Below are 14756 nucleotides of genomic sequence, written 5' to 3'. Positions count from 1 at the left end.
AACTGCCCCGGCAGACTGAGAATAATTGTGAGGAGTGTCACCTGTGATTAGTGTTTTCGACATGTTCAAAGTGGGCATCGGCCCCTCAAGTTCGCATACTGTCGGCCCGATGAAAGCAGGTAAACAGTTTGTGGATTTGCTGTGCGAACAGGAAAAGCTGCAGGAGGTCACCCGGATCGCCGTGGATGTTTACGGTTCTCTCTCTCTGACCGGCAAAGGCCATCACACTGATATCGCCATTATTATGGGTCTGGCGGGTGAATCGCCGGATACGGTGGATATCGATGCGATCCCCGCCTTTATTAAAGATGTTGAGCAGCGTGAGCGACTGCTGCTGGCGAAAGGCGCACACGAAGTGGATTTCCCGCGCGAAGGCGGCATGGTATTTCGCAGTGAGAACCTCTCGCTGCATGAAAATGGCCTGCGCCTGCTCGCGTTTGCGGGCGACCTGCTGATCCTGTCAAAAACCTATTACTCCGTTGGCGGTGGTTTCATTGTTGATGAAGAGCACTTCGGGCAGTCGGCACTGGATGAAGTCTCTGTGCCCTGGCCGTTCCACTCCGCCAAAGATCTGCTGGCTCACTGTCGTGAAACCGGCCTGTCACTCTCAGGTCTGGTGATGAAAAATGAGCTGGCGCTGCACAGCCGCGATGAGATCCATGCCTATTTCACTAACATCTGGCAGACGATGCAGGCCTGTATCGACCGCGGTCTGAATACCGAAGGCGTGTTGCCAGGGCCACTGCGCGTGCCGCGTCGCGCCGCCTCCCTGCGTCGCCTGCTGACCTCCTCTGACAAGCACTCCAGCGATCCGATGATTGTTATCGACTGGATCAATATGTATGCGCTGGCCGTTAACGAAGAGAACGCCGCGGGAGGCCGCGTGGTGACCGCGCCCACTAACGGTGCCTGCGGTATCGTGCCTGCGGTGCTGGCTTACTACGATCACTTCATTGAGCCGGTGACACCCGACATTTTCCTGCGCTATTTCCTCGCCTCTGGCGCCATCGGCGTGCTGTACAAAATGAACGCCTCTATTTCAGGCGCGGAAGTGGGCTGTCAGGGTGAAGTGGGTGTCGCCTGTTCTATGGCGGCGGCCGGTCTGGCTGAACTGCTGGGCGGCAGTCCGGAGCAGGTCTGCGTGGCGGCTGAAATCGGCATGGAACATAACCTTGGACTGACCTGTGACCCGGTAGCCGGTCAGGTTCAGGTGCCCTGCATTGAGCGCAATGCTATCGCCTCGGTTAAAGCGATTAACGCGGCGCGCATGGCACTTAGGCGCACCAGCGAACCCCGCGTCTCGCTGGATAAGGTTATCGAGACAATGTATGAAACCGGCAAAGATATGAACGCCAAATATCGTGAAACTTCGCGTGGCGGTCTGGCGATTAAAGTTCAGTGTGATTAAGCGAAACGATTAACTGATTAAAAAAAGTGCAAACGTAATAAAATCCGCATCCTGCGCTATCTCAGCGCAGGTTTAACCGGTAGAGTGATTTCCGCGCAGCCGTCCGGCTTACGCAACTTTCCAGACCCGCTTTTCTGCATTCCGGCCTCAATGTTGATCTGACCGTGCCGATACTCACCCCGTTGTGTTTTGCTTTTTACTGGCTTTTGGGAAGGTGGATACAGATGTTTATGGCCCAGCAAAATGTTGGACAATTCAGACGCAAGCGTGTGCTGATAGCGCTGTCGATCGCCACCGTGGTGCTGATATTAACCCTGGCCTTTCGCTATATCGAAGAGAAGTCACGTATCGAGCAGCAGGCGATGGATTTCGCCGATAAAGCGATTATGCGGTTTGACCGGATGTTTTCACCGCTGGAGGTTTCAGCCAATAATACGCTGGGTCTGGTCGGCGTTCCCTGTCAGGATGTTCGCTTTCCACTCATCGAAAAAATCTCCTCCCTGCAGACGGTCCGGGCGATCCTGCTGGTGGATAACGACGTGCTCTACTGCTCCAGTATCTACGGGCCGCGCACCATTCCCTTTAGTCAGACCTACCCTGATTTAGCCTTTAACAGTCAGCGTATGACGCTGGCAACCGATGAGTATCTGCTGAAAGGCTCGCCCATTTTACTGCTGTGGACGCCAAAGAGCCTGGATAACCGTTCCGGGATTTTGCAGGTGATCAACATCGAAATGATGAGCAATTATCTGCTGGAGCCGCAGTTGCCCTGGGTGGAGCGCGCTGTCTTTAACGTCAATGGAGAGAGCCTGGAGTATGGCAATCCGCTGATCGAGCCCACGGTGCCGTCTGAAGACGAAGTGAGCTATGAGCAGGGCTCGCTGCGCTATCCGTTTACGCTTACTCTCTATGGCCCCTCTCCGACCCGCCTGGCGCTGGCGACGCTTCCCTCACAGCTCCCGCTGGCGCTGCTGCTGAGTCTGCTTATGGGTTACATCGTCTGGCTGGCGACCGCAAATCGTATGAGCCTGAGCTGGCAAATCAGTTATGGCATTACGGCCCGTGAGTTTATGGTTTATTGCCAGCCGCTGATCAACACCAAAAGTGGTGAGTGCGACGGTATTGAGTTACTGCTGCGCTGGCATAATCCCCGTCAGGGCTGGATTGCACCGGATGTCTTTATTCCCCTGGCCGAGCGACAGAACCTGATCAAACCGCTGACGCGCTTTGTACTGAATGAGGTGGTGAGTCAGTTACCGCAGTTGCCCGACGATCCCGCGTTCCATATCGCCATTAATGTTGCCGCCAGCCACTTCCGCGACCACGCCATTCTGGAAGATCTGCACAACCTGTGGTGGCCTGCCAATCCGGTGCCGAAACTGGTGGTGGAGCTCACCGAGCGCGATGCCCTGCCGGTCGTGGACCAGTCGGTGATTGCGCAACTGCACGACATCGGTGTCCGGCTGGCGATTGATGATTTTGGCACCGGTCACAGCTCGCTCTCCTACCTGAAAGATCTGCAGCCAGATGTGCTGAAAATCGACAAGATTTTCACCGCAGCCATCGGCACTGACGCGATTAATGCCACGGTGACGGATATGGTGATTTCGCTGGCCCAGCGCCTGAATATCAGTCTGGTGGCCGAAGGCGTGGAGACGGCTGAGCAGGCGGCGTATCTGCGCGAACGCGGCGTGGATCATCTGCAGGGCTACTATTTTGCCCGCCCGATGCCGCTGCAGGACTTCCCGGCGTGGCTGGCGCAGCATCAGGCTGATGCCCGCAGGTGACAATCGCCTGAGCCCCGTTTCGCCCTGCCTGATGACCTTACGCCACAGACAAAAAAACAGCCGCGGCAATGAGCCAGCGGCTGTCAGAGAAATTCAGCGCGGCCGGTAAACCCGGCAGCGCCGCTGCATCAACGAGAACGATTAGCCCTCTTCATCCTCGTCATGCGGTTTATCTTTAGTGACCCGCACCAGATCGATACGGTAGTCGGTCGCTTCGATAATCTGGAAGTGCAGCGGAGTGATATCAATCACATCGCCAGGAAGCGGTAACTGCCCTTTCTGCTCAATCAGCAGGCCCGCCAGCGAGGCGTGGTCTTCTGTCGGGTCGACCAGCTCATGGAAGTCGAGCAACTGCTGCAGCGAGTGCAGATCGGTCCCCCCTTTCACTAACCAGCCATCACCATCCGCAATGATATCGGGCGTTTCATCTTCATCCGGGAATTCACCCGCAATCGCTTCCAGCACGTCCAGCGGCGTAATCAGACCCTGAACCACACCAAACTCATTGGTGACAATTACGAAGCTGCCCTTGGCACGACGCAGCACGCCAAGCAGGTTGATCGGATCCAGCGTCTCCGGCACCACGATGGTGGGTGTATTGGCCGCAAAAGTCGCCACATCCACACCGTGCTCCAGCGCCACCAGTAGCTCTTTGGCTCGCACTACGCCGACAATTTCATCCAGTTCACCCCGACAGACCGGGAACAGGCTGTGTGGGGTATCAAGCAGCTGACCGCGAATCTCATCTACCGGACGATTCGCATCGACCCAGGAGATTTCACCGCGCGGCGTCATGATGCTGCGAATCGAGCGGGAAGCCAGCGTCAGCACGCCATTAATCATATAGCGCTCTTCATCTTTAAACGCTTCCTGCGGCATCGCTTCCGCCAGCGCAGCCTCTTCGCTGCTGCTGGTGTTGCCATTGCTGGCGGTCTGGGCACGGTTGCGGCCCCCCATCAGGCGTAAAATCGCTTCGGCGGTGCGTTCACGCATCGGGCGATTTGACTGATGGCGGATAAAGTTACGACGTGCAACCTGGTTGAACAGCTCAATCAGAATCGAGAAGCCAATCGCCGCATAGAGGTAGCCTTTAGGAATATGGAAACCAAAGCCTTCTGCCACCAGCGACAGACCGATCATCAGCAGGAAGCTCAGGCAGAGCACCACTACAGTCGGATGCGCGTTAACAAAGTTGGTTAACGGCTTAGATGCCAGCAGCATCACACCCATCGCAATCACCACGGCGGTCATCATCACCGGCAGGTGGTTCACCATACCCACGGCGGTAATCACAGCATCCAGCGAGAAGACGGCGTCCAGTACCACAATCTGCGTCACGACAGCCCAGAAACTGGCATATCCCCGATTACCGGATCCGTCGAGCTGCCGGTTCTCCAGCCGCTCGTGCAGCTCCATGGTCGCCTTAAACAACAGGAACAGACCACCCGCCAGCAGAATTAAATCACGACCGGCAAAGCTGAAACCGCCTACGCTAAAGAGAGGCGTCGTCAGCGTCACCATCCAGGAGATCAGCGACAGCAGACCCAGACGCATGACCAGCGCCAGTGACAGGCCAATCAGGCGTGCTTTATCACGCTGCTTCGGCGGCAGTTTGTCGGCCAGGATGGCAATAAACACCAGGTTATCAATGCCGAGTACGATTTCCAGCACCACGAGCGTCAGTAAACCCGCCCAGATTGAGGGGTCGAATAAAAATTCCATTATTTATGACTCCAGAACAGGGAACAGATCGCGGTGCTGCTTATCAGCGCAGCAATGCGTGACATGCAGGTAGTCGGGAAAGCGGTGAAAACGCCGTGAGGCGAAGGGTGACGCGCCAGCAGGCGCAAAGAACAGATTAAGCGACGTCGGTGACGATCCATAAAGGTGGGCTGAAGCCCGTTACTCCTGAGTAATAAACAGAACGTTAATGTATCAGGTCGGCGAATTGCGTCAAAAAATTTTCTTATTTTTACAATCTGCCTGACGGATGATCGGGCGCATAAAAAGGGTTACTGGTCACTTCACAGGATGAATAGCTGACAGACATCACATAATTTATTTTTTCGATCACTAAAATAAATCGCGACTTTACCGCCTTGACGTAGTTAACCCATGTTTTTTCGACGCTATACCGATAATTCGAATCATCCGGTTAAACAGATCATCAAAGCAATTCAATACAGTTCATTGACTCAGATGAGCATCTCTAGCGAACGGAGGTAGCACGTGACCATTGCGATAGTAATTGGTACACACGGCTGGGCAGCGGAACAACTGCTGAAAACAGCAGAAATGCTGTTGGGCGAGCAGGACAATGTCGGCTGGATAGATTTTGTCCCCGGTGAAAATGCAGAAACGCTGATTGAAAAATATCAGGCACGACTGGCAGAACTTGATACGACGCAGGGAGTACTGTTTTTAGTTGATACCTGGGGTGGCAGTCCGTTTAATGCGGCCAGTCGCATCGTGGTCGACAAACCGCAGTATGAGGTCATCGCCGGGGTCAATATCCCGATGCTGGTCGAAACCCTGATGGCGCGCGATGACAATCCCGGTTTTGACGAGCTGGTCGCCGTGGCGGTGGAGACCGGCCGTGAAGGCGTCAAAGCCCTGAAAGCCAAAGAAGAAGCGCCGGCGCCAGCGGCGGTGAAACCGGCCGCTGCGGTGCAACCGGCTAAGCCGATGGCGCCTGGTGACCACATGAAAATCGGGCTGACACGCATTGATGACCGTCTGATTCATGGGCAGGTAGCAACGCGCTGGACCAAAGAGACCAACGTTCAGCGCATTATCGTCGTCAGCGATGAAGTGGCCAACGATCATGTGCGCAAGACTCTGCTGACGCAGGTCGCTCCGCCCGGCGTCACGGCCCATGTGGTGGATGTTGATAAGATGGTGCGGGTGTGGAACAACCCGAAGTATGGTCAGGATCGCGTGATGCTGCTGTTTACCAACCCCACCGATGTACTGCGCGTGGTGGAACAGGGTGTCGATATTAAAACCGTCAACATCGGCGGTATGGCGTTCCGCCAGGGGAAAACCCAGGTCAATAATGCGGTCTCGGTCGATGAAAAAGATATTGCCGCGTTCCGCAAACTCAATGAACGCAATATTGAACTGGAAGTGCGTAAAGTTTCCAGTGACCAGAAACTGAAAATGATGGATCTGATCGCGAAAGTTAACGCGTAACAGAAGCACTAATGCGCCTGCGTTTCCGGGCTCCTGGTTATCCTGCTGAGGACAAGAAGTATGATGGAAATAACCTCGCTACAAATTGTTTTGATTTTTATTGTCGCCTGTATTGCCGGTATGGGGTCGATTCTGGATGAGTTCCAGTTTCACCGTCCCCTGGTGGCCTGTACCCTGATTGGTATGGTGCTGGGTGATATGAAAACCGGCATTATTATCGGCGGTACGCTGGAGATGATTGCGCTGGGCTGGATGAACATCGGTGCCGCCGTTGCGCCTGATGCCGCCCTCGCCTCCATTATCTCGACCATCCTGGTTATCGCTGGCGGTCAAAGTGTGGGTGCCGGTATTGCGCTGGCGATTCCGCTGGCCGCCGCCGGACAGGTACTGACCATTATCGTGCGTACGCTGACCGTCGCCTTCCAGCATGCGGCTGACAAAGCCGCAGAGAAAGGTAATCTCACGGCCATCTCCTGGATCCACGTCTCTGCCCTGCTGTTACAGGCGATGCGTATCGCCATCCCGGCGCTGATTGTGGCGATTTCGGTCGGCACCAGTGCGGTTCACGCCTTACTCAGCTCTATTCCGGACGTGGTTACCAACGGCCTGAATATCGCCGGTGGCATGATTGTGGTGGTCGGTTATGCGATGGTCATCAACATGATGCGCGCAGGCTACCTGATGCCGTTCTTTTACCTGGGCTTCGTCACCGCCGCCTTCACCAACTTTAACCTGGTGGCGCTGGGCGTCATTGGCGTGGTTATGGCGGTGCTCTACATTCAGCTCAGCCCGAAATACAACCGTGTGGCGGGAGCACCAACAGGTGCTGCGACCGCAAACGATCTTGATAACGAACTCGATTAAGGAACAGGTGAGCACATGGTTGATATTACGAAAGTCGAAAAGAAACTGACTCCCGGTGATGTTCGCGCCGTCTTTCTGCGCTCTAACCTGTTCCAGGGTTCATGGAACTTTGAACGCATGCAGGCGCTGGGCTTCTGCTTCTCAATGGTGCCGGTGATCCGCCGTCTCTATCCTGAGAACAATGATGATCGTAAGCAGGCGATCAAGCGTCATCTGGAGTTCTTTAATACCCATCCTTATGTGGCCGCGCCGGTTCTGGGCGTGACTATGGCGATGGAAGAGCAGCGTGCTAACGGCGCCCCGATCGACGATGGCGCGATTAACGGCCTTAAAGTCGGCCTGATGGGACCGCTGGCCGGTGTTGGCGACCCGATCTTCTGGGGTACGGTGCGCCCGGTGTTTGCCGCGCTGGGAGCCGGTATCGCCATGAGTGGCAGTCTGCTGGGTCCGCTACTCTTCTTTGTGCTGTTTAACCTGGCACGTCTGCTGACCCGCTACTACGGCGTGGCCTATGGCTATCGCAAAGGGATCGATATCGTCAGTGATATGGGCGGCGGTTTCCTGCAGAAACTCACGGAGGGCGCATCGATTCTCGGCCTGTTTGTCATGGGGGCGCTGGTCAACAAGTGGACACACGTTAACATCCCGCTGGTGGTGTCACGTATTACCGACTCAACCGGTAAAACCACCGTCACCACCGTACAGTCGATCCTTGATCAGCTGATGCCGGGCGTGGTGCCGCTGCTGCTGACCTTTGGCTGTATGTGGCTGTTACGCCGTAAAGTGAACGCGCTGTGGATTATCGTCGGCTTCTTTGCCATCGGTATCTTTGGTTACTGGATCGGCCTGCTCGGTCTGTAATTTCACCCGGCCGGGAGCCTGCGCTCCCGGCTTTTAAGCGTGGTGAGCTGAGCCACAACCGGCTGAGCTCACCCTGTTTGAGGTAGATGTGATGTCATTAACCGACGCGCTGATTGCGTGTTGTATTGCCGCCCTGATGGGGTTTGCCATTTATCACGAGGCGATTCTGCCGCGTCGCCACGGTCCGACCCGCTTACGGGTTGCGCTGCGCAGGCAGCATAAGCTGGATAGCCTGATTTTCATCGGCCTGCTGCTGATCCTGCTGTGGAACAACGTCAGCCATCACGGCCCGCAGCTCACCACCTCACTGCTGATGGTGCTGAGTTTTCTGGCGTTCTGGCTATTCTGGCTGCGAAAGCCAACGCTGCTGATGAAAAGTGAGGGGTTGTTTTACGCCGGTGTCTGGATCGATTACCGGCGAATTCAGGGCATGAATCTCTCTGAGGATGGCATTCTGGTGATTCAGCTGGAACAGCGTCGGTTGCTGATCGCGGTACAGCAACTCGACGATCTGGAGCGCATCTATAACACCCTGGTCGAGGCGCGCTAGTCGCGCTGCCACACAGTCAGGGTAAAGTCTGCGTCGCAGCTGAACTGCTCGCTCTGCTGCAGGGTCTGCCAGACCTCTTCACGCGCCCGCCAGGCGAACGGCGTCATCTGAAGCAGGGTCGTCGCGGCTGCGCCGGTTAATGCCATCGGGTAACGCAGCGCATGCTGCGCCACCTGGCGGAATCCGGGATACGCTTTCTGCTCCGGCACATGCAACTGCACTTCGCGGTAAATCAGTGCCTTGAACTGCTGCAGATGATGCGGGCCCGGTGTCACGGTCAGTACCAGGCCACCCGGCTTCAGCACGCGCGCCAGTTCCGCTTCATTGCAGGGTGCGTAGATTCGGACAACCGCATCCAGGGCGTGATCGGCAAAGGGTAAGCGCTGGCTGGAGGCGACGCAGAAGCGCACCGCCGGATAGCGCTTTGCTGCCAGCCGGATCGCCATTCTGGCGACATCCAGTCCATAGACCTGCCCGGCCTCGCCTGCTGCGTCAGCCAGTGCGGCGGTGTAGTAACCTTCGCCACAGCCGATATCCAGGATTTTGCACTCCGGCTGGCTCAGCGCGGACGCAAGCAGGCTGACGACCCGATCACGCAGCGGCTGGTAGTAGCCTGCCTCAAGAAATTCGCGTCGTGCCTGCATCATCTCTGCACTGTCACCCGGTTCACGCGACCGTTTATGCTGAACGGGCAGCAGATTGACATACCCTTCTTTCGCCTGATCAAACTGATGGCGATTCTCGCAGCACCAGCTGCGCGCAGTAAAGGCGAGAGGAGAGTGACAAAGAGGGCAAATCAGGGACATAGGGTGCTCCGGCATCAGATAACGCGGCGCAGTGTAACCTTAACGTTTACGCATCGGAAGCATAAAGAAAGCCCCGGCTGAGAAGCCAGGGCTTTGAGATTTCATGTCAGGGTGCAATGCACCGAGGCGGAGTTGAATCAGATAGCCGTAACGTTAACGGCTGCCGGGCCTTTCTGGCCGTCCTGAATTTCGAACTCAACGCTCTGGCCTTCAGCCAGGGTTTTGAAACCATTGCCCTGAATAGCGGAGAAGTGTACGAACACATCTTTGCTACCGTCAGCAGGGGTGATAAAACCAAAACCTTTAGACTCGTTGAACCACTTAACCTGACCTTTAATCTTTGCCATTTTGCAAATTCCTTTAGATGTTTATTTAGCCCGAAGGCTGTCGTACAGAAAAACCAGAGACATTACTGCATGAGGCACTAATTAAGGTTCGGCAAGGAAGCGGTATTCAACGTCAACGTCTTTACTCGTTCTTCTTTACAGACTTCTTTACAGAAGATGCCATGCATAAACAGAACTGTACCTCGTTTAACTCAGGATTTGTTATCACATATCCTAAAAACAATGGCAAGCCATTTTTAAGGGCCTCAGCCAGCCTGCGCACATAATTGCCAGAAGGCTCACATTGCCTGTTCTGTGGCGTTTACAAATGCCGATGCAAATTAAGCCCGCTCTCTGGCCAGACCCCTCTCCGGCCTCTGTTGCCGGGTCTAACCCAATGGATACCATAAGAAATTAATATTTCACAAATATGGCAATAACAGAATGAATAAGCGAAGCGCGAAAAGTTGAAAATATCAATAATCCGGCGTCAATCCTGTACAGCGCCTTTTATTTCGTACAGATAACACTTTTTTTGCACCAAAAGCAGGAGCCAGACAGACGTCCTGCTCCAAATAAAAGCATTGAGCCGGATTTTACTTATTAAGAATTTAACTTTTGATTTGAAAAATTGATATCAGATAATAAAAACGGGCTTTTGTTTTAACTCTGAGGTTTTAGGATAATTCCTGGGCATCCTTATTCAGCCCGCGGCTTTCGCCTATTCGCCACGGTGCGAAACCGCCCTTTTGCTCGTTTGCCCGCAGCAGCGCATCCGCCAGTTCTTTGGGTGGTGCATCCAGCGACTCATCGGCCAGTTCGAATACGCCCCAGTGGATGGGCAGCGTCAGCGGCCTGCCTGCTGCCTGCCACAGCGCCACCGCCTGATCGGGATTCATATGTTGGCCCGCCATGAACCATTCAGGTGCATAAGCGCCAATCGGCAAAGCCGCCAGGCTGAACGGGCCGAGTCGGGCAGCAATCTCCGGCAGGCTATCGCTGTAGCCGCTGTCGCCCGAGAACCAGAAGCGCACGGAGGCAGAACGCACGACCCAGCCGCACCAGAGCGAACGGTTTCGATCGCGCGGCGTTCGCATACTCCAGTGACGTGCCGGCACCGCATCAAAACAGAGGTCGCCGACAGTAAACTGTTGCCACCAGTCGAGCTGATGGACCTGTTTCACGCCCCGCGCCCTGCACCATTTTTCCAGGCCCAGCGGCACAATGAAGGTCGCCTGCGGAAAACGCCGGACGATCGCTTTAACCGTCGGCCGATCAAGATGATCGTAATGGTTATGTGAAATAAGCACGACATCCAGACGCGGCAGATCAGCGATGCTAAGCGGTGCGGGCGTTTTTCGCTGCGGCCCGGCAAAAGAGAGTGGTGAGGCGCGTGACGAGAGTGCGGGATCGATCAGGATATATTGCTGGTTCAGCCGCAGCAGCACGGCTGCATGACCCAGCCACCAGATGCGATCGTCACTGCCGCTGATATCAGCGTGCTGCCACCACTGTTCGGTGAAAGCCCTGTAGCCCTGCTGCGGTGGCAGCGGCAGCCCCTGTGATTTGCGCTCCCTGCGCCAGCGCTGCAGATCGCCCGGCTTGCGCCGTTCCGGTTCAGGATTGCAGAATCCCTCGGGCGTGTGATGCGCTTTGCTGCTGTCATACCACGGATTTTTCCAGACCATCCCGCCTCTCTGCTGTGATTATCGTTCCGGAATCAACCGGATAAAGTCGCGTTTCTCGCGATCGTCATCGGTTTTTTTACTCTCTGCCCCTGGCTGCATCTCAATCAGACGGCGCAGCAGCTGATTCTGTTTCTTCTGCTCTTCCAGCAAAGACTCCAGTAAGCGGATTTGCTCACCGGCGCGCACGCTGGCACGGTTGACAAAGAACCAGGCGATAAACGCCACAATCAAAATAATGACCAGCAGGCCATAGCTGACCAGTGGGCCCGAATTTGCGGCTAACTCATTCATAACTGCCTCGTAAAACTCAGTGGAAACGCCAGAACATGGCAACCGCCTATTCTACCTGTCGCCATCGCAAAAGATAATGGGGTTAACATCAATGCAGAATTTGCCGTTTCAGTTATCTCTGATCGATCCCACCAGAAAAGCGAGGCATGCTGATATCATCATAACCGGCGGCACCAGGTGGAGCGCTGAGTTATCTTTCACAAGGAGACATAATGAAACTGTTTATTCGTACGGTAGGCTTGCTGGCGGTGATCTGGCTGGCGATGCTGTTTACCGGCTATGGCGTATTAACCGGCAGTACTAAAAATGCAGCCGGCCTTGGCCTGCAGTGCAGCTATCTGACCGCTCGCGGTGTGATCAGTGCGCAGTATCTGCATACTGACAGTGGCGTGGTGGGTGTGACTGATTGTCCGTTGCTGAAGAAAAGCGGAGAAGTGATCGATAATTAACAAAACAGCGGGCCACATGGCCCGCTGTTTTCAGAACGGATAGTCGTGATAACCCATCTCTGAGGAGAGCGTACGCGCCGCCCGATGCAGCATGGCCACGTAATCCTGACGGGCATCTTCTGAAAAGCGAATGGTGGGAAAAGAGATACTCAGTCCCGCAATCACCACGCCAAAACGGTCAAAGACCGGCACGGCAAGGCAGCGTAAACCCTCTTCCTGCTCTTCGTTATCTTCACCATAGCCCTGCGTTCTTACCTGATCCAGCGCCGTAATTAACGCCTCCGCGCTTAACAGCGTATTGGCCGTGCTCCGTTTGAATTCGACATCCCGCAGGATCTCCTCAACCTCGCTGCGATCGCGCCAGGCGAGCAGAACTTTCCCAATTGCGGTGGTATGCAGCGGATTACGACGGCCAATGCGCGAATACATACGCAGGTTGTAGAGGGAGTCGATTTTGTGGATGTAGACAATACTGTCCTCTTCCAGCGCCCCCAGGTGAATGGTCTCTTTGGTCAGACGCGAAAGCTCACGCATCTGCACATCCGCACTGCGGATTAAATCGACATTCTGCAGCGCTTTAGCGCCCAGTTCAAACAGCTTCAGTGTCAGTGAGTACTTCTCGCTCTCACCTTCCTGCGTGACATAACCCAGCGACTTCATGGTCTGCAGGAAACGGTAAACGGTGCTTTTTGACATCATCACGCGCTGCGCGAGCTCAGTAATACCGTGATCGCGCTCTTCACCCAGCGCCTGCAGAATGCCGAACACTTTAAGTACCGAAGAGACGGAATCGGGCTGTTTATCATTTTCAGCAGAGGACATCGCGCACCTTGTTAAACCTGTTTCAAAAAAAATGGAACGGACTGTCAGTATAGAGTGAGGCATACGAAGGCAGCAATGCTTTAACCATTACGTCATATTTAAAGACAGTTTTTTCTCCGTCCGATCGCTGTATTTCAGCGTTAATTTCATTAGCATGATGATATTCACCCTCTTTAGTAATTAACTTATGACACTCTCCCCTCCTCAGGATGGATTACCCGCGCGTCAGCGCTATATGGCAATCGTCACCATCGCGCTGGGTCTGACCATGGCGGTGCTGGATGGCGCGATAGCCAATGTCGCCCTGCCCACTATCTCGCGCGAACTGAATGCCAGCCCGGCGCAGTCGATCTGGATAGTGAACGCCTATCAGATTGCGATTATCGTCTCGCTGCTGTCGCTCTCGTTTCTGGGCGACATGCTGGGTTATCGCCGCGTCTATCAGGCGGGCCTGGCGCTGTTTATTGCCACTTCGCTGTTCTGCGCCTTCTCCACCACCCTGACCATGCTGACTTTCGCCCGCGTGCTGCAGGGATTAGGAGGTGCAGCGCTGATGAGTGTGAATACCGCGCTGATACGCATTATCTATCCGCAGCGTCATCTGGGACGCGGCATGGCGATCAACTCGCTGGTCGTGGCGGTTTCAACCGCGGCAGGCCCGACGGTCGCCGCAGCGATTCTTTCGGTGGCAAGCTGGAAGTGGCTGTTTCTGATTAACGTCCCGCTGGGTGCCATTGCGCTCTGGCTGGCGCTGCGCACGCTGCCTGATAATCCGCAGAAAGCGACGGCGCAGAAATTTGATGTTCCCAGCGCGATCATGAACGCCCTGTTCTTTGGTCTGATCATCTCTGCGCTAAGCGGGTTTGCACAGGGACAGAGTCATCTGCTGGTGCTGTCGGAGGTCATTGCTCTGCTGGTTGTGGGCTGGTTCTTTATTCGTCGTCAGTTAAACATGGCGGTGCCGCTGCTGCCGGTTGATCTGCTGCGTATCCCGATTTTCAGCCTGTCGATGGGAACGTCGGTCTGTTCGTTCTGCGCGCAGATGCTGGCGATGGTGTCGCTGCCCTTCTTTCTGCAAAACGTCCTGCAGCGTGATGAGGTGGCAACCGGGTTACTGCTGACGCCCTGGCCGCTGGCAACCATGGTGTTTGCGCCGATTGCCGGCCGGCTGATTGAACGGGTGCATGCCGGGCTGCTGGGCGGCATCGGGCTGGCTATGTTCGCCCTGGGGCTGTTTCTGCTCGCCTGGCTGCCGGCTAACCCGGGTGATGGCGATATAATCTGGCGCATGATGCTGTGCGGTGCCGGTTTTGGACTGTTTCAGTCACCCAACAACCACACTATCGTCACTTCCGCTCCGCGTCATCGCAGCGGCGGCGCCAGCGGCATGCTGGGCACCGCGCGCCTGCTGGGCCAGAGTATGGGTGCCGCGCTGGTCGCGCTGATGTTTAATCTGTTTGATGATCGCGGGACGCACGCTTCGCTGCTGCTGGCGGGCAGCTTTGCCGCCGTGGCCGCGCTGGTCAGTGTGTCGCGGATGACGCAGACCCGCGCCTGATGGCAGAAACAGAAAAGGCGACACAGGGTTAATGCCAGTCAGTTAAGCGACAGGTGATAACGCAGTCTGGCACCGTGCAGGGGCTGGCGGTCCTCGCGCCGCTGCGCGGTTCCTTCACGTCATTCCTCTGCCTGACGGACCGCCGGGGATGGCA

Annotated in this window: 14 protein-coding genes; 8 read left to right on the top strand and 6 right to left on the bottom strand. The window is 55.5% G+C overall.

Annotation, left to right across the window (positions count from 1 at the left end; genetic code table 11):
* Positions 1-43 precede the first annotated feature (43 nt).
* Together NR195_RS22320 and NR195_RS22315 are read left to right on the top strand one after the other, a co-directional pair.
* On the top strand, positions 44-1408 hold the full coding sequence (locus NR195_RS22320; RefSeq protein ID WP_010260538.1) for an L-serine ammonia-lyase: 1365 nt from the start codon (positions 44-46) through the stop codon (positions 1406-1408).
* A gap of 224 nt (positions 1409-1632) precedes the next feature.
* Positions 1633-3195, top strand: a complete 1563-nt coding sequence (locus NR195_RS22315; protein ID WP_045139905.1) for an EAL domain-containing protein — start codon at positions 1633-1635, stop codon at positions 3193-3195.
* 141 nt (positions 3196-3336) lie between these two features.
* Here NR195_RS22315 and NR195_RS22310 read toward each other — a convergent pair whose 3' ends face one another.
* The gene (locus NR195_RS22310; protein ID WP_010260533.1) at positions 3337-4917 is read right to left on the bottom strand and encodes a TerC family protein; all 1581 of its coding nucleotides are present in this window, start codon (positions 4915-4917) and stop codon (positions 3337-3339) included.
* 507 nt (positions 4918-5424) lie between these two features.
* On the opposite strand from NR195_RS22310, the gene manX reads away from it, so the two are divergent.
* The 4 genes from manX to NR195_RS22290 all read left to right on the top strand — a co-directional run bounded on the left by manX (position 5425) and on the right by NR195_RS22290 (position 8662).
* The gene (gene manX / locus NR195_RS22305) at positions 5425-6387 is read left to right on the top strand and encodes a PTS mannose transporter subunit IIAB (RefSeq protein WP_052270527.1); all 963 of its coding nucleotides are present in this window, start codon (positions 5425-5427) and stop codon (positions 6385-6387) included.
* 63 nt (positions 6388-6450) lie between these two features.
* Positions 6451-7251: a PTS mannose/fructose/sorbose transporter subunit IIC gene (locus NR195_RS22300; protein ID WP_033772844.1), complete on the top strand. Its 801-nt coding sequence runs from the start codon at positions 6451-6453 to the stop codon at positions 7249-7251.
* 15 nt (positions 7252-7266) lie between these two features.
* Positions 7267-8112: a PTS mannose transporter subunit IID gene (locus NR195_RS22295; protein WP_010260523.1), complete on the top strand. Its 846-nt coding sequence runs from the start codon at positions 7267-7269 to the stop codon at positions 8110-8112.
* 91 nt (positions 8113-8203) lie between these two features.
* Entirely contained in the window at positions 8204-8662 is a 459-nt protein-coding gene (locus tag NR195_RS22290; RefSeq protein ID WP_022625541.1) for a DUF986 family protein, read from the top strand.
* On the opposite strand, the gene rlmA is transcribed toward NR195_RS22290, so the two are convergent.
* From rlmA to NR195_RS22270, 4 genes are all read right to left on the bottom strand, one after another.
* The gene (rlmA, locus tag NR195_RS22285; protein WP_256844918.1) at positions 8659-9468 is read right to left on the bottom strand and encodes a 23S rRNA (guanine(745)-N(1))-methyltransferase; all 810 of its coding nucleotides are present in this window, start codon (positions 9466-9468) and stop codon (positions 8659-8661) included. The two genes, NR195_RS22290 and rlmA, sit on opposite strands and share 4 nt — an antisense overlap.
* A 137-nt stretch (positions 9469-9605) precedes the next feature.
* The gene (gene cspE, locus NR195_RS22280) at positions 9606-9815 is read right to left on the bottom strand and encodes a transcription antiterminator/RNA stability regulator CspE (RefSeq protein ID WP_003852684.1); all 210 of its coding nucleotides are present in this window, start codon (positions 9813-9815) and stop codon (positions 9606-9608) included.
* Between the two features lie 656 nt (positions 9816-10471).
* On the bottom strand, positions 10472-11482 hold the full coding sequence (locus tag NR195_RS22275) for an MBL fold metallo-hydrolase (protein WP_187500109.1): 1011 nt from the start codon (positions 11480-11482) through the stop codon (positions 10472-10474).
* Positions 11483-11500: 18 nt separating this feature from the next.
* Entirely contained in the window at positions 11501-11773 is a 273-nt protein-coding gene (locus tag NR195_RS22270) for a YebO family protein (RefSeq protein WP_010258793.1), read from the bottom strand.
* 212 nt (positions 11774-11985) lie between these two features.
* Between NR195_RS22270 and NR195_RS22265 the strand changes: the two genes are divergently transcribed.
* The gene (locus tag NR195_RS22265) at positions 11986-12222 is read left to right on the top strand and encodes a YobH family protein (protein ID WP_010258788.1); all 237 of its coding nucleotides are present in this window, start codon (positions 11986-11988) and stop codon (positions 12220-12222) included.
* Between the two features lie 30 nt (positions 12223-12252).
* On the opposite strand, the gene kdgR is transcribed toward NR195_RS22265, so the two are convergent.
* Positions 12253-13044: a DNA-binding transcriptional regulator KdgR gene (kdgR, locus tag NR195_RS22260; RefSeq protein ID WP_010670769.1), complete on the bottom strand. Its 792-nt coding sequence runs from the start codon at positions 13042-13044 to the stop codon at positions 12253-12255.
* Positions 13045-13231: 187 nt separating this feature from the next.
* Here kdgR and NR195_RS22255 point away from each other — a divergent pair, with 187 nt between their 5' ends.
* A complete protein-coding gene (locus NR195_RS22255; RefSeq protein ID WP_052270530.1) occupies positions 13232-14602 on the top strand; it encodes an MFS transporter in 1371 nt (456 codons plus the stop codon).
* The last annotated feature ends 154 nt before the right edge of the window (positions 14603-14756 follow it).

This window comes from Pantoea sp. Ft-CA_14 (genome assembly GCF_024520875.1).
Taxonomy (GTDB): domain Bacteria; phylum Pseudomonadota; class Gammaproteobacteria; order Enterobacterales; family Enterobacteriaceae; genus Pantoea; species Pantoea agglomerans.
The sequence above is the reverse complement of the archived record's forward strand: the minus strand, read 5'-3'. Positions and strand labels throughout refer to the sequence as shown.